This window comes from Aliivibrio fischeri, assembly GCA_038993745.2.
Lineage (GTDB): Bacteria > Pseudomonadota > Gammaproteobacteria > Enterobacterales > Vibrionaceae > Aliivibrio > Aliivibrio fischeri_B.
In genome coordinates this window covers 1,136,718-1,158,541 of sequence record CP160630.1, presented here as the reverse complement: position 1 = coordinate 1,158,541, position 21,824 = coordinate 1,136,718, and the positions used below count along the sequence as shown (strand labels likewise).

At 35.4% G+C, this 21,824-nt stretch carries 19 protein-coding genes, 2 pseudogenes and 1 riboswitch; of the genes and pseudogenes, 16 read left to right on the top strand and 5 right to left on the bottom strand.

What is annotated here, in order from left to right; translation table 11 throughout:
* Window positions 1-10 precede the first annotated feature (10 nt).
* Together nfsA and AAFX60_019570 are read right to left on the bottom strand one after the other, a co-directional pair.
* Window positions 11-733: an oxygen-insensitive NADPH nitroreductase gene (gene nfsA, locus AAFX60_019575; GenBank protein XDF79345.1), complete on the bottom strand. Its 723-nt coding sequence runs from the start codon at window positions 731-733 to the stop codon at window positions 11-13.
* Window positions 734-910: 177 nt separating this feature from the next.
* The gene (locus AAFX60_019570) at window positions 911-1,468 is read right to left on the bottom strand and encodes a TMEM165/GDT1 family protein (GenBank protein XDF79344.1); all 558 of its coding nucleotides are present in this window, start codon (window positions 1,466-1,468) and stop codon (window positions 911-913) included.
* Window positions 1,469-1,563: 95 nt separating this feature from the next.
* A riboswitch (yybP-ykoY riboswitch) is annotated at window positions 1,564-1,689 on the bottom strand.
* An 88-nt stretch (window positions 1,690-1,777) separates the two neighbouring features.
* On the opposite strand from AAFX60_019570, the gene AAFX60_019565 reads away from it, so the two are divergent.
* The 5 genes and pseudogenes from AAFX60_019565 (at window position 1,778) to AAFX60_019545 (ending at window position 5,724) form a co-directional block, all read left to right on the top strand.
* On the top strand, window positions 1,778-2,695 hold the full coding sequence (locus tag AAFX60_019565) for a LysR family transcriptional regulator (protein XDF79343.1): 918 nt from the start codon (window positions 1,778-1,780) through the stop codon (window positions 2,693-2,695).
* A 127-nt stretch (window positions 2,696-2,822) separates the two neighbouring features.
* Window positions 2,823-3,335, top strand: a pseudogene (locus AAFX60_019560) (MCP four helix bundle domain-containing protein).
* Window positions 3,336-3,470: 135 nt separating this feature from the next.
* A pseudogene (locus AAFX60_019555) lies at window positions 3,471-4,444 on the top strand (methyl-accepting chemotaxis protein).
* Window positions 4,445-4,492: 48 nt separating this feature from the next.
* Window positions 4,493-4,708: a hypothetical protein gene (locus AAFX60_019550; protein XDF79342.1), complete on the top strand. Its 216-nt coding sequence runs from the start codon at window positions 4,493-4,495 to the stop codon at window positions 4,706-4,708.
* Between the two features lie 377 nt (window positions 4,709-5,085).
* Window positions 5,086-5,724, top strand: coding sequence for a Crp/Fnr family transcriptional regulator (locus AAFX60_019545; protein XDF79341.1), 639 nt, complete (start codon window positions 5,086-5,088; stop codon window positions 5,722-5,724).
* Here the strand turns inward: AAFX60_019545 and AAFX60_019540 are convergent.
* Both AAFX60_019540 and AAFX60_019535 read right to left on the bottom strand, forming a co-directional pair.
* On the bottom strand, window positions 5,721-6,632 hold the full coding sequence (locus tag AAFX60_019540) for a YjjW family glycine radical enzyme activase (GenBank protein ID XDF79340.1): 912 nt from the start codon (window positions 6,630-6,632) through the stop codon (window positions 5,721-5,723). The two genes, AAFX60_019545 and AAFX60_019540, sit on opposite strands and share 4 nt — an antisense overlap.
* An 8-nt stretch (window positions 6,633-6,640) precedes the next feature.
* Window positions 6,641-8,167, bottom strand: a complete 1,527-nt coding sequence (locus AAFX60_019535) for a YjjI family glycine radical enzyme (protein ID XDF79339.1) — start codon at window positions 8,165-8,167, stop codon at window positions 6,641-6,643.
* Between the two features lie 398 nt (window positions 8,168-8,565).
* Here AAFX60_019535 and AAFX60_019530 point away from each other — a divergent pair, with 398 nt between their 5' ends.
* The 4 genes from AAFX60_019530 (at window position 8,566) to AAFX60_019515 (ending at window position 14,020) form a co-directional block, all read left to right on the top strand.
* On the top strand, window positions 8,566-9,588 hold the full coding sequence (locus AAFX60_019530) for an extracellular solute-binding protein (protein ID XDF79338.1): 1,023 nt from the start codon (window positions 8,566-8,568) through the stop codon (window positions 9,586-9,588).
* The gene (locus tag AAFX60_019525) at window positions 9,585-11,555 is read left to right on the top strand and encodes a GGDEF domain-containing protein (protein ID XDF79337.1); all 1,971 of its coding nucleotides are present in this window, start codon (window positions 9,585-9,587) and stop codon (window positions 11,553-11,555) included. Before AAFX60_019530 ends, AAFX60_019525 begins: the two co-directional genes overlap by 4 nt.
* Before the next feature lie 381 nt (window positions 11,556-11,936).
* On the top strand, window positions 11,937-12,680 hold the full coding sequence (locus AAFX60_019520) for a glycerophosphodiester phosphodiesterase family protein (protein XDF79336.1): 744 nt from the start codon (window positions 11,937-11,939) through the stop codon (window positions 12,678-12,680).
* 41 nt (window positions 12,681-12,721) lie between these two features.
* The gene (locus AAFX60_019515; GenBank protein XDF79335.1) at window positions 12,722-14,020 is read left to right on the top strand and encodes an MFS transporter; all 1,299 of its coding nucleotides are present in this window, start codon (window positions 12,722-12,724) and stop codon (window positions 14,018-14,020) included.
* 90 nt (window positions 14,021-14,110) lie between these two features.
* Here AAFX60_019515 and yidA read toward each other — a convergent pair whose 3' ends face one another.
* On the bottom strand, window positions 14,111-14,920 hold the full coding sequence (gene yidA, locus AAFX60_019510; GenBank protein ID XDF79334.1) for a sugar-phosphatase: 810 nt from the start codon (window positions 14,918-14,920) through the stop codon (window positions 14,111-14,113).
* 100 nt (window positions 14,921-15,020) lie between these two features.
* Between yidA and AAFX60_019505 the strand changes: the two genes are divergently transcribed.
* From AAFX60_019505 to AAFX60_019475, 7 genes are all read left to right on the top strand, one after another.
* Complete coding sequence (locus AAFX60_019505) at window positions 15,021-15,272, top strand: SAM-dependent methyltransferase (GenBank protein ID XDF79333.1); 252 nt, start codon at window positions 15,021-15,023, stop codon at window positions 15,270-15,272.
* Window positions 15,248-15,670: a tRNA (adenine(22)-N(1))-methyltransferase TrmK gene (locus tag AAFX60_019500; protein XDF79332.1), complete on the top strand. Its 423-nt coding sequence runs from the start codon at window positions 15,248-15,250 to the stop codon at window positions 15,668-15,670. Before AAFX60_019505 ends, AAFX60_019500 begins: the two co-directional genes overlap by 25 nt.
* 238 nt (window positions 15,671-15,908) lie before the next feature.
* Complete coding sequence (locus tag AAFX60_019495; protein ID XDF79331.1) at window positions 15,909-16,427, top strand: Hcp family type VI secretion system effector; 519 nt, start codon at window positions 15,909-15,911, stop codon at window positions 16,425-16,427.
* Between the two features lie 141 nt (window positions 16,428-16,568).
* Window positions 16,569-18,605 carry a type VI secretion system tip protein VgrG gene (locus AAFX60_019490; GenBank protein XDF79330.1) on the top strand — a complete coding sequence of 679 codons (2,037 nt, stop codon included), beginning with the start codon at window positions 16,569-16,571 and terminating at the stop codon, window positions 18,603-18,605.
* Between the two features lie 4 nt (window positions 18,606-18,609).
* Window positions 18,610-19,410: a DUF4123 domain-containing protein gene (locus AAFX60_019485; protein ID XDF79329.1), complete on the top strand. Its 801-nt coding sequence runs from the start codon at window positions 18,610-18,612 to the stop codon at window positions 19,408-19,410.
* On the top strand, window positions 19,407-21,209 hold the full coding sequence (locus tag AAFX60_019480; protein XDF79328.1) for a DUF2235 domain-containing protein: 1,803 nt from the start codon (window positions 19,407-19,409) through the stop codon (window positions 21,207-21,209). The genes AAFX60_019485 and AAFX60_019480 overlap by 4 nt, the downstream gene beginning before the upstream one ends.
* The gene (locus tag AAFX60_019475) at window positions 21,206-21,823 is read left to right on the top strand and encodes a DUF2931 family protein (protein XDF79327.1); all 618 of its coding nucleotides are present in this window, start codon (window positions 21,206-21,208) and stop codon (window positions 21,821-21,823) included. Before AAFX60_019480 ends, AAFX60_019475 begins: the two co-directional genes overlap by 4 nt.
* The last annotated feature ends 1 nt before the right edge of the window (window position 21,824 follow it).

Below are 21,824 nucleotides of genomic sequence, written 5' to 3'. Positions count from 1 at the left end.
TATGCTTGTATCACTTAATAGCTAGACCTTTATTATTTAAGTAGCCTTTAATGTGAGGGCGAGATTCTTGCGACAGCTTTCCTGTAATTTGTTCTGACCATGAACTTTGTTTTTGATTCGTTGAGCGCGTTGCATAGTAGCTTTGCATTATTTCGTCATATTCATCAACTTTACTTTTATCCAGTGGCTGATAAGTATTTTCATGAATAATGACGTCAGGGCTTAAACGTGGTTTTTTTTGAGGTGTTTGGTTTGGGTGACCTAGGCACATACCAAACAAAACAGCCGTGTTTTTTGGCATTTCTAATAAATCATCGACAGCTTGTGCGTTTGTACGTAACCCACCGATATACACACCTCCTAACCCCATAGACTCTGCAGTTAAAAGACAATTTTGTGCCATAATACCTGCATCAACAGCACCAATAAGAGTAAGTTCGGTAAATTCGGCTTTGATCTCCGGGTTCATTTCATAATGACGTTGAAAATCAATACAGAAAACAAGAAACTCCGCCGCACCTTCAACATAAGGCTGGCCTCCTGAGAGTTCTACTAATGCTTTTCGTTTTTCTTTATCGGTAATTCGAATAATAGAATTGACTTGGAGCAAGCTAGAAGAAGAGGCCGCAATACCAGCGCTGATGATGGTATCTAATTGCTCTTTAGAGATAGCTTCATTAGTAAAAGAGCGAATAGAGCGATGCTCTAAAATGGTATCGATAACTGGGTTCATAAGGCAGTCCATTATTAAACGTCTGTAAAATAGGCTGCAGATCATCCAAGGATGATCTGCTTCTATTACAAACATAAGGGCTTATTAATAGAAAACAAGTTAACCTGTAGTTTGAGTCATTTTATAATTCGCTTTTCATGAATCAGTCTTATTGAAGAGAATTAAAATTGATTGAGGTTACACTCCTAAGAACGTACCGACAGCCAGTCCCAAGAAAATAACAGCGGTAATTCTATGGATTAGAGTTAATGGCAACTTATCTGCTGAAAGCTTTCCTATTAATACAACAGGAACGTTTGCTAATAGCATGCCAATGGTTGTGCCTAAAATAACCCAATGCAGCGCATCTGCATTTTGAGCTCCTAGAATAGAAGTAGCTATTTGAGTTTTATCTCCAATTTCAGCAATAAAAAAGGCGATGAAACTGGCAACAAAAGGGCCTCTATTTGATATAGCTTCATCATCATCTAGCTTATCAGGAATTAATACCCAACCAGCCATTGCTATAAAACTGATGATTAACACCCATCTTAGTGTTTCAGGAGTCAAAAGGTCAGCAACGACGACACCTAAATAGGCAGCTAAAGCATGATTTACTATGGTTGCAAAAAAAATTGCGGCAATAATAGGAATTGGTTTTCGGTATCTACTGGCAAGCAGTAAAGAGAGGAGTTGGGTTTTGTCACCGATCTCCGCTAAGGCTACGGTGGTTATTGATATTGCTAATACACTCACGACATTACTCATTAGGGTGGGATTATAATTATAAAAACCATAGAAAAACCTCACGCCCACCCAATGGTTCGTGATGTTAATCTAAGGTCTTGCCAAACAAGCTGCTCAGGCTTGTCTCATATACCATGATGATTTTGCATCAATTATGTTGATATATGAGCTTTCTGTTTTATGTATTTTTATGAAAACGAGAAAGCAGGCTACTCCCCAAAGAGTAAGGTGATGGATGGTAAAGGATGTCATTTGTCATTTCAACTACAAAATGTTTTATAATGTGTATTCTTGGTTAATTCTTATTTGTGGACACTAATGGACCTTATTCAACTTTCTCGTATTAGTTTTAAGCATTTGACGGCTTTGCATATTATGCTTTCGACTCACAGTGTTACTAAGAGTGCTGAAACTCTATGCATGAGTCCATCCAGTGTCAGTAAAACATTAACTCAACTACGAAATGTATTGAATGATGAATTGTTTTATCGAGATGGAACACAGCTAATTCCAACACCTTATGCCGTAAAAATAGGACCAACGGTTCATTTGATTTTAAATAATATGAATGGCCTGCTTAACCAATCTACGTTTGATCCGGCATTGTTTTCTGGTCGTTTTTCTCTTTCTATGCGAGAAAGTACTCTTGAGGTTTTTGCTCCTGTTATTAGCGATATTTTGTCAAATCAAGCGACAAATGCTCAAATAAATATTCATTCAAAGGAGCAGTTGGGATTTGATGCATTACTTAATGGACAAGTTGACCTGATTATTCTACCTCATGATAAGAGTCAGCCACCGACAAATGAAAAGCAGCTAGTATGGAAAAGTGTTATCGAAGATGAGATGGTTTGTTTAATGCGAGAGGATCATCCTTTAGCAAAAAATGAATTAACTATTGAAGATTATCTTTCTTATAAACACATAGGCATTTTTGATAAAGAACTTAATAAGCCTTATTTTGAACAGCTACTAACACAACAGCATCAGTCTAGAACGATGGCGATGTTCGTTGCTGATTTTGGTAGTGCAGCAGCTATGTGTCAGCAATCTGATTTTCTATTTACGAGCTCAAAGAAATGGTTTGAAGTGACTAAACAAGCACAAGGATTAGTTCAAAAAACATTGCCATTTGGTTATGGTCAAGTTGCTTATAGCGTGGTTTATAATAAGCTGAGTTTGAATGATCAAGCATTGAGTTGGTTGGTTAATTGTATAAAGAGATCTGTTTTATGATTTTTTAAATGCAATCTAGATTGTTTTGTTATCGTATCAGTCGGCTTAGAATTTCTTATAAATTATTAACATTAATATCAATTAGTGACCGCTATTGATTATCATCTTAATTAGGATTAAGGAATTCATGAATAACATAAAGTTACGTAAATTATTATTAACAACATTTTTTATACCAGTCGCGGGCATGTGTCTTTTGGTTTTTTTATCAATTGATAAGTTAAATGTTATTAGTGTGGAATCTGGTTTTTTAAGTAATGAGATCCTTCCAAGGACCATACTTGTTGAAAGAATTGATAGAAGCATTTCTGATATGAGGTTAGATGAAAGTAGTCATATACTAACGAGCAATAAAAAAGAGGAAATTAAAAGTATTATTAATGAGAAAACTAAATCATTGTTATTCTTAATTGATAATTACAAAAATGTTATTTATTCAAAAGAAGAGAATAAATTATATGAAAAATTTAAGTATGAATTTGATAATTATTTAAATATTAGAAATGAAATTATAGAGCTATCATCTATCGGTAACATAGATAGAGCTGAGAAAATTTATTTCAATGAATCTTCTGATTCATATTTATCTATGTCAGGTATTCTACATGACATATCCTCTCTTCTAGAAAAGCAAGCTAAAGCATACTCTGAGCACGGAGTAGAATTATATGAGACATCTAAGGTTTATTTATTTGTGATTTTTGGTGTTGTTATGGTTATATCGACCGTTATGATTGCTATTTTTATATCAAACCTTGAAAAATCAATGCGTTTTGTTAGTAAAGGTATTTCTGATATGTCTTTAGGAAACTTATCTACTACTAACCCTAAAATAAAGGGGATAATGAAATTGCAAAATTATCTAAAGATTATATAGCAACATCAATAAAGTTAGCACATGTAGTTGGAGAGTTATTACACGTTTCAGATAATGTGAGTGCATCTTCTGAAGAGTTAGCTTCTGTTATGAAAAAAACTGCGAAAAATACGCAAAACGAATTAGCTCAAATAGAAGAGATTTCAACTGCTCTTAGTGAATTATCAAGTACTTCTAAGGAAGTTTCTTTAAATGCTGTTCAAGCAGAAGATGAAACTCGTAAAGCGATAAACAATGTTAATCAGGGAAGTATGGTGCTAGAGCAATCCATTTCATTAACTCAAGATATAAATAATTCAGTAAAGGAAACTGCTGATATGATTGAGGAATTAAGAAATAATGCGATTGATATCGGTGAAGTGACGAGTGTGATTAGTTCGGTTTCTGAGCAGACGAATTTATTAGCTTTAAATGCTGCAATTGAAGCCGCAAGAGCTGGAGAGCAGGGGCGTGGTTTTGCTGTTGTTGCTGATGAAGTGAGGAATCTTGCTGCAAAAACACAAGAATCAACGAAAAATATTCAAGAAATAATAACTAAACTTCAAGCACAATCAGAAAAAGCAAATGAAAATATGGCTGCGAATGTTATTTTAATTCAGGAGTCAGTAACTCTTTCTGAGAATGTGAAAGCTACATTTGATGGTATAACTAATTCTGTTGAGTCTATTTCTGATATTAATGCATTAGTGGCTACAGCATCACAAGAGCAGTATAGTGTTACAGAAGATATAACAAAAAACACAACAAGAACGTTCGATTTAGTAAATCAAAATGCTGCAGCAGTAAATCAAACAGAACAAGCAATGTTAGAGTTAGCTTTATTAGCCGAAAAACAAAATCAGGAACTATCATTTTTCAAAATTAATGAATAAATATTAGTTTATTTTTTGATTTTCACTAAGTCTAAATGAGATATTAAAATGTTTAAAATTGAATTAGAGCGAACATTTATTGCTCATACTCAAGATAGTTTTATGGATATAATAGAAACTTTAGCTTTTGATCTTCATAGCAAATGTATTCATTGTACTTTTATTTTTGATGATAAAGATATATTTCTTTTTGCTTTGATAAAGAAGGGGCTTGATAAAGGTGTGGAAAAAATTTCATTTACCGATGGTAAAATATTTAACTAATTATCAGGGTGTTTTTATGGATTATATCATGAAATATATGTATAAGGCCAAATTATGAAAGGTGATTCTATATTAGAGTTTTATTTATCCATTGGTATTATATCTAGAGAAGAGTTTAATTTCTTACAAAAAATATTTAATTCGAAGGAGGAATAGATAACTTGGAAGCATGGATTCTCTATATTTTTTGCTAAATAGCACAAATTCATTAAGCATGTTATTGATATCTTTCTTAATTATTATGGTGCATATGTGCACCATAATATTTTATAAAGATAAGTAATCTTGAGTGATAAATAGCTCCTATTCGTTAAATGTTGATTTTGTATACTGATTAATTTAGCATTGATTTAGTTATTTTAGTTGGGGTGAAATGAATGAATGACTACGTTTATCATAATTGGACTAATCAGCTAGATGAAGAATCAAAAGAGTACATAGCATCTAATCTTATAAAAAAAAGAGTTGGAAAAAATGAGTTTCTGTATCGAAAGGGAGAACTATCTGAAGGGATTTTCTTTATTTTTGAAGGTATCGTTGAGCTCTCTGAAATAGATATAAATGGTGTTGAAGTTATTTATAAGCAATTTAGTGATAAAGAGTGGTTTGGGTTTGTTGGCGAGCTATGCCATGATCATAAAAGAAAAAGCAATGCTATAGCAAAAACTGATTCTTATGTTGGTTTCTTATCAGGATCAAATTTAAAAAGAGTTTTATTAAAAAATCCAGAAATTCAATTCTTTTTATATACTGAATTAACTGATTATATTGAACATTTAATCGAACAATATTACCAATCTGTTAATTATAACCTCTATGAAAGAATAGAGGCTATGTTGAGGAAACTATGTGAATGGCGCGGTTCTAGTGAGTTGAAGTTATCACAATACGAATTAGCTTCATATTTAGGTGTATCTAAAGAGGCTCTTGGCTTACAATTACAAGTTATGAAACGCAATAATCTGATAGCGTTAGGTTATAAAAAAATTACCTATCTAAGTTATGACAAAAATTAGCTATAGATAGATGGAGTTATTACTTTACGACCTAATCTCTGTACTAGGTTGGTTTCAAATTCTTCCATTTGTGCTTTACTGCACTTGTCCCACGTTAATGCCTCTCCAATAACACCGTGATGTTGAAAAGCATTTAATCGGATCTGAACGTGTTCTGGTAACGTTTTTAGATAGTCACCCACCGCATCCACTTCAGTGAGTAAATCGGTTTTATTGGGAATATACAGCAAACGTACTTCATGAAGTTTATTGTGCTGAGTTAGTAGGCTTATTGTATTTAATACTCGATGATTGTCTCTACCAACGAGCCATAAATGCGTTTCATTTTGCCATGCTTTTAAGTCAATCATTGCACCATCTACATAAGGTAGGACTTTGTTCCAACCTTGTTCAGATAAGCTGCCGTTGCTATCAATAAAACAGGTTAAATGACGTAACGAATTAGTGCCTTTAATTGCTTTAAAATACTCAATAATAAAGGGAAGTTGCAGTGTCGCTTCTCCTCCTGAAACCGTCACTCCACTTAAAAAAGGTGCATGTTTTTTAGTTAATTCAAGTAATTGTTTAACCGAATATAGGGTGATTTTAGGATTCGATTTACTTGGGCAAACATCAATACATTGGTCACATTGAGTACACAGGGATTCATTCCAGATGACTTTTTGGCTTGGTGAGTCATCAAATGTTAATGCGTTAGTTGGGCAATGAGTAACGCAATCACCGCAGTGATCACAATGGTTTATGGTATGAGGATTATGACAAGTAATGCAGTCATAGTTACAGCCTTGTAAGAAGATCACAAGGCGATTACCTGGCCCATCAACACAAGAAAAGGTCAGCACTTTACTGACCATTCCTGTTTTTTCATAGTTGACGCTATCGCCATTTAAAAGGGCAGTGTTAACCATAAATGCGGTTACTTAGCGTAGGTTGGTGTCGTTTCTAACGCAGCAACACGCGGAGTACGATTTAATACTGCTGTATTTTTCGCTGCTTCTGCACCCAAGAAAGTGGTGTTAGTTCGTGAGCCTTCAGCATCGTATTTTGCGATATCAGACAGTTTCACCATGTAACCTGTGATTCGAACTAAATCATTTGAAGCAACGTTCGCAGTAAACTCACGGTAACCTAACTGTAATGCACCTTTGGCTAAATTAAACATGGCTTCAGGGTTTGATTTTACCGTTTCATCAATCGTTAAAATATCACTAATACCCGATGTATAGTATTGGTGGTGACCAACGGTTGCTTGTACATAGCTAACTGGATCCGGTTCTGTGCCATAAGGAATACGAACCCCAGGTGTTACATCGATATCTAAACTGATACCACCTTGAGCATGAAGTAGTGCTTTACCGTGATAGCCATATTTTACATCTGTTGCATCAACGATTTCTGATAATTGCTTAGAAATCGCATGACCTAATTGGTTTGCGATTTCATCATGACCATATTTGGCTTCGATACCTTCTTTTTCCATCAAAATATCAACAGCTTCAGCCATGCCGTAAATACCGAACATTGGGGCAAAGCGGTCTTCATTAATAAGACCTTCTTTAGTTAAGAAGCCTTCAAAGAAGTTTGATTTTTCATGTAAGAAAGCACTACGAGTTTCAATTAAGCCAAACATGATGTTGCAGTAATGAGGTAGAACATGGTTAACGAAATCGGCTTTATTTTTTGCTTTCTTAGCGGCTTCTTTTAAGTTCATACGAACTAAGGTGTTTGAGCCACCAGCAAGAGGCAGTGAGTTATAACAACTTACAATGCCAAAGCCTGTATTATTATACGCTTGTGCATGTACAGGGTAGTTAGCAATGTGAGGCTTGCTGCATTCACAAATGTTAGATGCTGCTTGGCGAAGTAGGTCATCAGGCGTGATGTCTGCGTCATACATAAAGGTCAAGTTTGGAGCAATTTGTTTTAGCTCAGCATCCACACGTAAGATGGTACGACAAATGATATTGTCAGTTGGGCCAATGTTTACGTGCATGAATGCATCAGGAAGCGTACGATCTAACATGATCCAAAAACGTTTTATTTTTTGGTAAATTTCTTCATCGCTAAGGGCGCCAACATAAGGCAGAAGTACAGTATCAAGTTGACCAAGATAAACAGGAATAGAAGTAACAGAAGGGACATGATGATAAATGATGGTGAGTAAATGTAATGCATCATCAAAATTTTCTGCTGGGCTTAACTCTAAATATTCTGAACCTTGAGTTAAAAACTTAGCGTAATCAGGTAATACATAGCGTGGTTTAAAAGGGGCATGGCCTTCAAACATGTCACAAAGAACGCCGTCATCCATTGCTGTGCGAGTTTCTGTATTAATTTCCATATAAGGCAAACTTGCTTCAGCTTCTAATGCTAAGTAGTTTGATTTTTGTTTTGGTGACAAATTGGCATCGGTAATGATGCTATAGAAACGTTCTTGACTCATGATAAAACCCTTTTTATTAGTATGGTTATATTCTAATGAAACTATTGCTGTTTCAGTTAGTGAAATTAATTCAAAGAGTCTTTTCTTTTTTGGAAATTACCTTGAGTAAAGGTTCAATAGTTAATATGAACTCTAAAGGGGTATTTTATGAATAGGAAGAGGTAAATCCCCCTTTATCTGATATAATATTGAACCTTAAAACTATACTAATTTACTCTGCATATTTTCCATTTTTATCTGACTTTTAGAAACAATCCCATGTCTAAATTCTTCACCCTTATATTATTATTTATTTCATTTATATCGAAAGCGGAAATGCTTGAATTTTGGAGTGCATTTGGCGATAACGTTGATCAGGAGTTAGCTGCTGAATTTGAAGTAAGAACAGGGAACAATTGATGATTCGTAAATTCTCAATTGATGAAATGAAAGCAGAACTCTTATTAGCTTCAAGATCTAAAAATTACATGCCAGATGTGGCGTGGGTACCTTCTGATTTTCTTGGTTTGCATAAATTTATAGGCATTTCGCCGATCCCAAAAGTATGGATAAAGCAAGATCAGCTTGAACCTGCTGCGCGCCAAAGTGCGATGGTGGGCGATAGCTATATGGGTTTACCTCTGTTTCTTGGTAATCATTTAATGCTTTTTTACGATAAGAGTAAGTCTCCTGAGCCGATTACTCAATGGGAGCAATTACAAGCATTATCTGAAAAAGAACCAGAGAAAACACATATTGCGTTTAGCTCGCGTGATATGTATTTCTTTTCGGCTTTTTTTAGTTTATTTCATCCAGAGATACCGCTTGATCAGATTCATTTTAAAGATCATGAATGCATGAATACATTAGTTTTCTTTCATGAATTAGTAAAACTAAATCACTTAGGCTCTCAGTGTAATAGTTTATGTAGCCGACAGCTATTTATAGATGGTAAAGCGTCATACCTTATTGATGGAGACTGGGCGGTAAGTGATTTACGTGAAAAGTTTGGTAGTAATCTCGGTATTGCTTCATTACCAAGCTATCGTGGTATACCAATGAAATCTCTATCTGCAGGTAAAGTACTAATGATTACGAAAACAGCATTACAGAACCCTGCTAAAAGAGTGATGATAAAACAGTTATTGACTATGGTTCAAGACAAAGCATTCTTGACTAAATTAATTAATGAGCATCAATATATCTCGGCTTCAACGGAAGTAAATCAAGTATCGATACAACCTGAGCAAGAGGTGATGTATGCAGTATATCAACAGTATTTACGATCACAGCCTATGCCTACAAGCGTTCGCGTTTCGTTTATTTGGGAAGCACTAGCAAGAGGCGTATCTCGTTATTCAGATGGTATGCCTAAAGAAGAAACTATGCTTTATATAAATCAATTAATTGATCGTTTTTCTGAAAAGGTAGAAGGATCATGATTTCTCGCCCATATGTGAGTTTACGTAAAGCATTTACTTACGTTTTGATTATTTGCTCGCTTGTGCCATTGATATTTATTAGTCAATTTTTAACTAATAGCATAGGTGAAACGCTATTTAATCAAAAAGAACAGCAAATTCAAAATGCCGTATCTACTATTGCGCAAGAGATAGTGGTGGAGTTCGATCGTATTCAGCAAAGCCTCAATTGGCTGTCACGTGACCGATTTAATATTCAAGCGTTAGATAATATTCTTTATTCTAGTGTAGTTAGACATAATTTAACTCGATTTAGTGAACTATCACGTCTGATAAACAGTGTTTATATTCTTAATGATAAGTGGGAGCCACTCTATAACTTAAATGGCCGCCCATATCACTTTGAGAATAGTCAGCTGCTCAAGCAGATTAATATCGATCATACGATATATGAGAAAGGGCTAACTAAGACACTGTTCTACTCAGAGCCAAATTTAATAAAGGAGTCCTCATCTTCTAAAGGAATCGCTTTAGTTACTCCAATGTTAGCTTATAACTTAGAGGGATCTGGTCGTTATCGAGCTTCTGGCTATGTTGTCGTGTTGATTTCGTTTGAGACAATAGAAGAGCACTTCCAACATTTTCTATTTAAAGATGAAAATTTTAAATTAAATCAACATATTGGCAATGAAGAACATTCTGTAAACCAACAAAAAGCAGAAGATGGAAAACTTGAGCGTATTTTTATATTAAATAATCCTTCATTTTCATCATCGTTGACATTAGATATTACTTATCAATTCTCTGATGTGTCACGATTAAAAGACATGAAGTCGTCTTTATTAGCTCTGTTCACTGTTATTGGTTGGACGCTTATTACGGTAATTTGTGTGGCGATGGGGATTACCCGTTGGATCTCAAAAGAATTTGGTGAAATGGAAGAGACCATTGTGAGTTACGCAACCAATAAGCCAAATAAACGAGAAAAGCGTTTTCAATTTAGTGAATTTGAGCGAATGGCAATCGTTTTAAAGACAATGAGTTCAACGATTCGTAATCAATTACTTGAACTTAAAAAGAAAAATGATGAGCTGAATGAATCTAAAAATTTAATCGAATTAAGTAACGAAAAATTATCATCATTTAACCAAGAACTGGAAATTCAAGTTAAAAAACAGACCGCACAAATTAGTGATGCATTATTTCGTGAAGAGTTAAATAAAAATAACTTAGCAGCAGTCATTGAGTTTGGCTCTGAATATAAGTCATTAGATTTTCATGATGTACCTGCGAAAGTTGAGCAACAGCTGAAAAAATTATTCCCAGATATGGTTTGGAAGCTAAGTTTTGACCCTCTAGGAGATAATGCAGGGATAGAGATTGTTTCAAGTAATTATAAGGTCTTAGCTAGTTTACACTTTGTATCTACAGATGCCTTGGAAAAGCAAGTGCTTGTGTTTGAACTATTTATTAAGCAATTGTCATCATGGTTAGAATTAGCAGATATTGCCAGAACCGATGTATTACTTGCCTGCGGAAATAGAAAAGCATTTGATGAGGATTTAGCTCATTACCAGAAGAGATACCGAGATTCTAAAGCAGTTTGGAATTTTGGTTTGTTCATTTTAGATGTAAATGGATTAAAGTCGATTAATGATCAATATGGACATAGTATTGGTGATGAATTGATTAAAGCGAGTTGTCATAATATTGCTCAGTTATTATCAAGCGACATTAAGTTTTATCGTATTGGTGGTGATGAGTTTGTTTTGCTTGTAGAGAATGTAACGCAAAGTGAGTGCCTTCAGTTGTCTGATAAATTGAGAGTGAATCAAAAGGATCTTTCATTCTTCGATAAAGAAGGGAACTCTTATGCTGCTCATTATTCTATTGGTTGGGCATGTTCAGATAAAACAGAGTTATTCAAAATGTTTACCGTTGCTGATGAACATATGTATCGAGAGAAAAAAGCTTATTATCAGCAGTAATATTTCATAAACCAACGTGATGGCACTTTATCTTAGATGAAGTGCCATTTTTTTTACTTATTAACAAACTGTATTAGCAAAGTCATAATTTACATTATTAATGAATTCAATTATTTATTTGGCTTATATATTAATGATTACTTATTCTGTTTAAAATTGGCATTGAAATAGCTTTTACTACTAAATGGGTATAGCTTAATAGATGTTAAATTAGTTTGTGAGCTAATTTCTAGTGATTAATATTGTTAACTTTGCTGCAAAAAGTAATAAAAGTTCCAATTCGAGCGTTCGAATGCGCATTTTGTTCGTTTCTGTCACATTTATGCAATGACCTAAGCGTTATTATTATTTCTATCTTTTAACACGTGAAATAGGTTAACAATGAAAACATTAATAGCTCATCGTGGAATGTCTTCTCTGGCTCCTGAAAATACCCTTTCAGCATTCTCATTATGTAAAGATCATGGCGTTCAATGGTTTGAATGTGATGTCGATATTCTACAAGATGGCACGGTGATCATATCTCATGACGATACGTTAGATCGTTGCACTGATAAAAGTGGTCGCTTGTGTGATATTAGTAGTGCTGATTTATCTTCTATTGATGCTGGCAGTTGGTTTAGTGATGACTATATTGATGAGCGTTTACCGACGATTCAACAATTAATTACATTAGCGAACGAAAAAGAATTGAATTTGAATATCGAAATCAAATCATGTTCAGCGAGCGCAAAGCTTAGTCATTTATTGATTGATAATCTGATTACGGCATTAAAAGAGCTGAACTCTGAAAGAGAGCTGATCATTTCAAGCTTTAATCATCTTGTTTTATCTGAATTTAAGCGCAAAAGCCCAGAAACGAAAGTAGCATGTCTTTTTGAAAGCCATACATTGTGGGATGACTGGAATTCAATTATTGAGTGGTGCCAAGCGGATTATATTCACCCTGAAGAAAAAGGATTAACTCGCGATATGGTGCAAAAATTTAAAGCATCAGGCATTAAAGTGAATGTTTGGACGGTGAATGATTTGGCTCGTGCAAATGAACTATTTAACTGGGGTGTAGATGGTATCTGTACTGATATAGCTCATAAGTTTCCTTCTAAATACAAAGCAAAACAATAATAACAAAACTAATAATTCAATAACGTGAAAGGATTGCTCAAATGAACTTATTTGAAAAGATTGGGTTTACCAGTCGAAATCAGCTATTCGGTTTTTTCTCTGTCGTAATGTCAGGGCAAATTATTTACTCGGCCTTTGAAGCCTTTAAAGGGACATTTTATAATTTATTATTAGAAGTACTAAAAATAGATAATACCCAAATGGGGATCCTATTTACGCTGATAGGCTCAGCAATGTTCTTCTATATTCCAGCTGGTTGGGTCAATAATCGTTTTTCTGTTAAATCCATTTTAATAACCAGTTTGTCGATTCGTTTTTTAAGTATGATGGCGATCATCTTCTTAGAACCTGGTTTTAGCATACTTGTCGTTATTGCAGGTATTTGGGGCTTAGTCGACGCCGCATTCTGGCCTGCCGTTGTGAATGGTGTGACGTTAATGTCTGGCGATAGAAACAAAGGAATGGCGTTTGGGCTATTAGAATCTGTGCGACGCGCTGCTGAGATGAGTATGAATGCGGTTATCGTCGGTATCATGGCATTGGTTGGTGGCTCTATTCTTGTATTCCAAGGTGCAATTGTTTTCTATACATTGCTTATTCTTCCAATGATCTTCTGTGTATGGAAATTCGTACCAGATAACCATATGGAAATTAAGCAAGGTGAAAGCAAAAACAAAGAGGCATTAAAAGGCTTAATTCACGTTTTAAAAATGCCAACGGTATGGCTAGCTGCAATTACTTCTCTAACCGTATATTGGATTTATATTACACTGATTTATACGGTTCCTTACCTTCAAGCTGTGTTCGGGTTGTCTACTGCTCAAGCTGCGATCTTCGGTATCATTAATACAGGCGCAATGGGTGTTGTTGCAGGTCTTGTCGCTGGCTCTATTGCTGATTTCATTTTTAAATCTTCCATTAAGATGATGTTCTTCGCTTTAGGTTTAACGGCGGTATGTTTAGGTGTGACGATTGCTCTACCTAAATCAGAAGGCATGTTAATGATGAACATGGTTCTATTAATGTGTTTCTCATTTAGCATTTTCTTAGCAAAAGGCATTATTTTAGCGCCAGTGGCAGAAGCGGGCGTACCTAAAGATTACAGTGGTTCAGCAATGAGCGTCGGTTCATTTGCAGCTTATGCTTCTGTATTCTGGGCATATGCATTAAATGGTTGGATTATTGATAGCTATCCTGCAGTTCAGGCATATCAAATGATCTTTGGTATTGGTTTAACTGTTGCTGTTGTTGGAATGGTGTGTTCACTCATTCTTATTTCATTGAAGAAGAAGAACAGTGGTGGAGATAACGAAAAACACATGGTTGAATCAGAAGCGTAATCATGTAATCAGTCTTTATCAGAAATAAAATAGCCCTTAGTATGTCTATTCATGCTAGGGGCTATTTTTATTTGTATTTATGTAATGAAATTAAGCGTTTAATACAAACTCTTCAATCACTTTTGCTACACCATGTTCGTTATTACTTACGGTAATGTGATTAGCAATCTCTTTTACATCATCGGTTGCGTTGGCCATTGCAACGCCTAAACCTGCGTATTTAATCATGTGCCAATCATTGCCAGCATCACCCATACAAATTACCTCATCGGCAGTAATACCTAGATGCTCAGCCAGTGCTTCTACACCTACACCCTTGTTGCTGTTTGGGTTTAAAAATTCTAAGAAGAAAGGCGCACTTTGAACAATGGTAAACTGTTTATAAAGTGCTTCAGGAAGTTGTTTGATAGCTGCAGAAAGCAGTTCTGGTTCATCAATCATCATTGCTTTAAGTATCTGTTCATCATCAGCAAGTTCTTCAAAATCAATAACTGTGATTGGCATACCTGTGATTTTTGATTCATGCTCTGTGTAGTGACTTAGTGCTGGAGTAATTAACCCTTTTTCTTGAGAAAATGCATGAACATTCACACCAAGCTCTTGTGCAAGTTTTGCAATGGCTTTGGCATCTGCACCAGTAATGATTTGGCTACGGATCACTTCCTCATTTTTCACTTTTTGAACTAATGATGCGTTATAACTGAGCACGTAGTCGTTTTCAGTTGTCATTCCAAGTTCTTCAAGCTGCGGTTTCATGCCATTTAGTGGACGTCCAGAAGCCAATACGACAACGACACCTTTTTTACGAGCAGCGGCAATTGCAGCTTTGTTTTCTGCAGAGATTTGTTTGTCGGAATTAAGCAGAGTGCCATCCATATCAAGCGCGATCAGTTTATACATCATCATTACCATTTGATTAAGAATTCTATAGGGTAGCTTACCTGATTTTTATGAAAAAAATACTATATACTGTGTCTGATTTTTACTACAGATTAAACTCATGAAATTAAGCTCTCGTTTAGATACCATCAGAAATAAAGTAACAACCCATTATGATCATATTTGGGACTGTTGCTGTGACCATGGCCAGTTAGGTATGGCTTTATTAGTCTCACAACCCAAAAGCATGATTCACTTTGTGGATGTGGTAGATAGCTTAATGGTAGAACTAGAAACTCGACTTAATAAATACGCCGCTGATATTCAACCCAATGGCAGGTTCATTGTATGGATGTGGCGCACCTTCCATTAGTTAATGATTCTAAAAATTTAATTATTATTGCTGGTGTTGGTGGCGATTTACTTATTGAGTTAGTACGGTCTATTTATCAGTATAATAAAGATGCTGATTTAGAGTTTATTCTTTGCCCAGTTTTGCATAATTACAGGGTAAGGCGAGAATTAATTGAAATGGGCTTTGGTTTGATCTCTGAAACGCTTGTAAAAGAAAACCAACGATTTTATGAAGTATTGCATGTGAGTAACCGATCAACACAGCCATTACATTGCATAGGTTCTGAAATGTGGAACTTGAGTGATACTGAGCACCAAGAGTATTTACATAAAACCATCGCACATTATAAAAGAATGGAAGCGAATCCTAAATGCAGTGAAAAAGTGAGTCACCTTTATGCTCATTTACTTAATTAATGGTTTTTTTGATAACTGAATCGGAAAATCGTGATTCAGTACGAGAGATAGTTTAATTTGGCACGGATATTAGTTTGATTGATTTTCAAGAATCTTTGATTGTTTTTCAAACTTTTATTTTATAATTTATGTTTATTATCATTTTATCTTATTGATATTTAAAGATTAAAAAATTGGCACACCTTTGGCAATAGGGATAAGGAATTATTCATTTACTATTGTTTAAAAGGAAGAAAGTATGCCAACTCCAGCTTATATGCGCATTGAAGGCGAAAAACAGGGACTAATTACTGCAGGTACATTTACTGAAGACTCAGTAGGTAACATTTACCAAGAAGGTCATGAAGACGAAGTATTAGTTCAAGGATTTGAACACCAGGTTTTATTACCTCGTGATCCTCAATCAGGTCAGCCTACTGGTCAACGTGTGCATAAGCCTGTACGTATTACAAAAGTATTCGATAAGGCATCACCACTAATGTATAACGCATTAACGTCTGGTGAGAAACTGCCTAAAGTTGAGATTAAGTGGTACCGTACTTCTGCAACAGGTACACAAGAGCACTATTTCACAACAGTTCTACACGATGCGATTATCGTTGATATCACAGCGTCAATGCCTAACTGTCAAGATCCATCACAAGCGCATTTCACACACCTAGAAGATGTATTTATGACATATCGTGCCATTGATTGGACGCACGAAGTCGCAGGTACATCAGGTAACGATGACTGGCGTACAGCAATGAAAGCGTAATCGCTCGCATTTTCGGGAGAGTCAATATCATAAGCCCCCTAGCTGTTTATGATGGCTCTCCCTTTTTGCGTTTTAGCTTATTTAATTAAGTCACCGTGTTTAACGCGATGAAAGTAGAGTCGTGTATTAGGAAGGATCATTATGCAGGATGCAAACCAAGCTCAATTTGAAATTAACGTTGCAACGATAGATATTCCACTTCAAGTGTATTCATTCTCAGGGCAAGAAACGTTGGGAGAAAACTATCAGTTTGATGTTACTTTTATTTGTGAAGAGCCTGAATTGAATTTAGCTCAATGGCTACAATTGCCAGCTTGCTTGACATTGCATCATGACAATAATCCCGATTTTGCGCCAAGGTATGTGCATGGCATTATTGAATCGATAGAGCAAATCAGCACTTCTTTTCGAAACAGTACCTACCGATTAAGTCTGGTTCCTATTTTTGCGCTTCTCAATTATCGAACCAATTATCAAATATTTCAAAATAAAACCGTACCAGACATCATTACCGAGATTTATCAACAAGCGGGGATCTTGAGTAATCATTTTACTATTGAGCTGTTTAATACTCATGAACCAAGAGAATACTGTGTTCAATACGGTGAATCCGATGCCATGTTTGTTCAGCGCTTATTGTCTGAAGAAGGCTTAGTATATTATTTTGAACATACAGAGAGTGGAGTTAAACAGATTATTTCGGATGGACCTGAAATATATACCGAATTACCTCCCTTGTGCGTTGTTGCTGATAATGGAATGACGAAAGATGGCAACACCATTACTTCTTTAATGAAAAAGCAGCAAGTAAGCGTCGGTAAAGTATCAGTAAGAGACTTTAATTTTGAAACGCCGACACGACTTCCTGCTGGGATTATGCAGAACGATGATCAAGGTGAATGTGCCTCTGAGTTAGCATTAGAACATTATCAATACCCAATTAATCAAACCTCATCAGAAAAAGCCACAAAACAAGCGTCATTACGACTAGAGCAACAAAGAGCTAGGAGTATTGAGCTTTTCGGCGAGAGCGACTGCGCACAATTGACTGTAGGGTATTTCCAACCTATTCAAGAACATCCTAATCCTGAGTGGAACGATACTTGGTTGCTAACTCAAGTGTTTCATAGCGGGCGTCAGCCTCAGGTACTTGAAGAATTGGCTGATGGTGGCTCTGAATATAATGCCAGCTTTCGTTGTATGCCATGGATAGTTCCTTTTAAGCTTACTACTCAACCTAAGCCACTTATCCATAATGTTGATACGGCTATCGTAACAGGCCCTGAAAGCGAAGAGATATATTGTGATGAGCATGGTCGCGTAAAAGTACAGTTTCATTGGGATAGAAATGGTCAGGGAAATGAAAAGACCAGTTGTTGGTTACGAACATCTCAGGGTTGGGCTGGAAACCAATATGGGCAGTTTATTTTACCTAGGATAGGACACGAGGTGATTGTCAGTTTCATTCATGGTGATCCAGATAAGCCCATTATTACTGGAGCGCTTTATAACGGTGCCAATAAACCACCTTATACCTTACCTGAGCATAAAACACGCAGTACCTTTAAAACCTCAAGTTCATTAGGTGGTGAAAATTTTAATGAACTGCGCTTTGAAGATAAAAAAAACGCAGAGCAAATTTATATTCATGCAGCAAAAGACATGGATAGCCAGATCCAACATGATCACACAATAGAAGTCTTCAATGATGAACATAAGATTGTACATAACAATCAGTTTAATGAGATAAAAAACAATCGTCATACCACCGTTAATGGGAGCCAGTTTGAAACGATTAAAGGCGACGCTCATCATCAAGTTAATGGCTCTTTACATAAAAAAGTAGGCAAAAAACAGCTAGAAGAGATCGGCTCTGAATTGCATTTAAAATCAGGTCAAAAAATAGTGTTAGAAGCAGGTACTGAAATCACCATTAAAGCCGGCGGTAGTGTTGTAAAAATTGACCCAGCAGGCGTTCATCTTATTGGTTCTGCAATTAACCTGAACTCTGGCGGAAGCGCAGGAAGTGGCAGTGGTTATGCAGGAAAAACAGCCGTGTTACCAATGGGGAAAGAGGTTGAGCAGGCGGGATCTTTACCAATGAAAGCTCCTCAAAATGCATTAGAGAACGCTCAAAAATTGAATGCAATTGCTGTTAAACCTTGCGGAGGGGAATAATAGAATGCATGAACAGAGCTATTTGGTAGTGAATCCTCTTGAAGATAAAGAGGTTATTGATCGCTTTTATCACTATGGTGGTGGTAATGCTTTTCCTTTGTATTTAGATACTGAATTTGATGCACAGAAAGAGATTGGTCCATGGTTATTGCCATATCCACCTAAAGAATTTTTAGTTTATTTTGCCAATAAACCATCAGGCTTTTGTATTTATTTTTCCGATGATATTGAAACACATATACAGCATTGGAAAAGTTTAACGTTTGCAGGGCTTGATGGAGAATTGGTTTTATTTCGTTATTATGACCGAGTTGTTTTAGAAGCTATGCTTTCATCATTTAACCAGAAAGAATTATCGTTATTTCTTGGTAGTTCAGAGTGTATAGAAATTATATCGTCAGTCGGTTCTTTGTGTTCTTACGAAAATAGCGCCTCTCAAGTAAGTTATAAATCAGAGCCGTGGTGGAAGATAGAAAAACACCATTCATCATATTCAGTTGAAAGACATGCATGGATTACTGAGCGATTAGCGTGGCAGCGTCTTCCTTCTTTAATGAAAGAGATATACGAAAAAAATTCAGATATACAATCACAGTTAATTAACCATCTTATAGAGGGGCGAGCGCATCGTCTTGAAAATGAAGAATTAGAAGCATATTCAATGAACATGCTAATTAAAGATAGTAAACAACAAAGCCACGACATCTATGAAGCGTGGTATTTAGATAGTGCACAAATAAAAAAACTTAAGCGAGTAGATAATTTAGTAACTCAATCTGAATTACAACAAGGAACCCAGATATGAGTGAGCGTTGTATTCCCTGTGAAAAGAGTAAAAACTGGATTGAATTGGATTTTAGAGATGAAAATAATCAGTCTTATGAGGGTTTTGATGTCATTATCGAAGATGCTTCCGGAGCTATTCAGACTGTAAATTTGACTTCTGGAATAAATCATATTGAAGGAATTGTGAGTGGTCCTGTAAAAGTTACTATAGATACTCAGACATTGATAGATGCTGTTGAAGAGCGAGATAAGCGATTAGATTCAGAAACATCGCCAGTTCCAGAGTTTGCAAAAGAAGCTCTGGGTGGTCCAGAACAAAGCCAAAGTAAAAAGTACTTACATGCAACATTGGGAGATCTATGGAGTAATAATCCGGATTATCAATTTCTTGAAGAGCATAATAAAGGGAAGCTAGGGAATGTTACTTTTGTTCATAACGAGAGTTATGTAATTGAAGTTCTGGATTTTACTAAGCAAGAAATTCGCTTTGGTGTTTTCTTTGATGGTACAGGAAACAACTCGTTTAATGCTGATTTTGGTGCTATGTGTGAAGAGGAAAAGTTTATTTCTGATGAAACCCAAAATATATGCGAAGAATTATTCGAAATTTCAGAAAAAAATCGAGGAAGTTATGATAACTCGATTACAAATATAGGGCGTTTAAGTGAGTTTTATTATTCAGATGAAGAAAGTGTATTTAGTATTTATATGGAAGGTGTAGGGACAAAGGCGCTTGAAAAGGACGAACGTTTTCCTGATATGGGGTTAGGTATCGGTGATCGTGGTGTTGTCGCTATTACTCATAAAGCTATTGGTAGAGTTGTTGATGAGATGGATTCATTGAATGACAATAATTTAATGTTTAATATTGTTTTTGATATCTTTGGTTTTAGTCGAGGAGCCGCTACAGCAAGGCATTTTGCTAATGAAATTCATAAAAAAATGGATGGGTTGGTGTATGAAAAATTACAACTAAATAGTTCTTCTAAAGTAAATATTAATTTTATTGGGTTATACGATACAGTTGCAGCAATTGGTTGTATTAAAGACTTACTTGATACAACTGATGAAAACAATCATGGTATTAATTTATATCTACCTAAAGATATTGCCAATAAAGTAGTGCATTTTACCGCTCATCATGAGTGTAGAGATAATTTCGCTCTAAATTCGGTTGCCCCAGAGCATCAAGAAATTGCTTTACTTGGTGTTCATTCAGATATTGGTGGTGGTTACAAAGATCCAAAAGATAGTGTACTAATTATGAAACCATATCTACGCACTATTAGTGAGGACGATTGGCATGCAGCACAGAACTTCAACAATAAAGCGATAGAAAAAATTGAAGAAATGAAACAAGAGTTTCTACCTTATGTCGTTTCTTCAAGTTGTTTTTCACAAAACAATATTGTTAAAACAAGACTCACCAATAAGCATTATCGGTATAGAGCAACATTATCAATGACAAGAGATATTTCACCCGATCTTCAGTTACTTTCATTTAATTTAATGCATAAGATAGCAACTGATAATAATGTTCCATTTTCAACAAATACTTTAACTTTTGACGGAAGGTTAGCAGAACTCTACTCATTTTATGAAGACAATTATAATCATTCAAAAAATATCTCAGGCTTGTCTATTATAAAAGAAGTACCAGAATCTTTATCATCTTATGTTTTAAAACATTATGTCCATTGTTCAGATCACTGGGCTTTAGATAGTGGAATGTACACGATGAAACCTAAAATTAATCAATACGGAGAACGTGAAAGACAAATTTGGACTCATAAAAAACAGAAAGGATATCCATTTTGAATAAGTATCTTTTAATTGCTCTTTGTTTATTAGTTTCCTCTTGTGCAACTGAACCTCAAGTTAAACCTCAACAATTAGATGAGTGGCGAGTTTCGACGATGGCACCAAGATATTATTCAGCGTATGTTGATATCTTATTGATTACTGGTGAAAAAAAACAAGGGGGGTGGAGAGGGCTGGTTACAAAATATACTAAGCTTTCTACGCATCCAAATTCTTGGAAGGGTAGGGAGCGATATCATTCAGGTTATGTTATTCAAAGTTCTGAGTTACCAGGATTAGTTTATATTCGTTGGCATTCATTGGCGAACAATGTCACTTACGATAAAGCAATTAGGATTTCCGACGATATGCGAAATAAAATGCGAGAATATCATGATATACGGTGTGGTAAAAGTAACAAACTTAGACCGTATAAGAATAATATTTTATTAGGTTTAGCTCCTGATGGAATGATTTCTGTTTTTTTAAATAATCGATGTTTTGATAATGAACTTCAATTCAAAGTACAAGCCGTAGAGTATACAGTTGCTGATGATTTTGTTTACCCAGAGTTAAGCGAAGAAGCACAAGCTTATGTTGATGAGCATGGCGTGCCTACAGGCATTTGGTAAT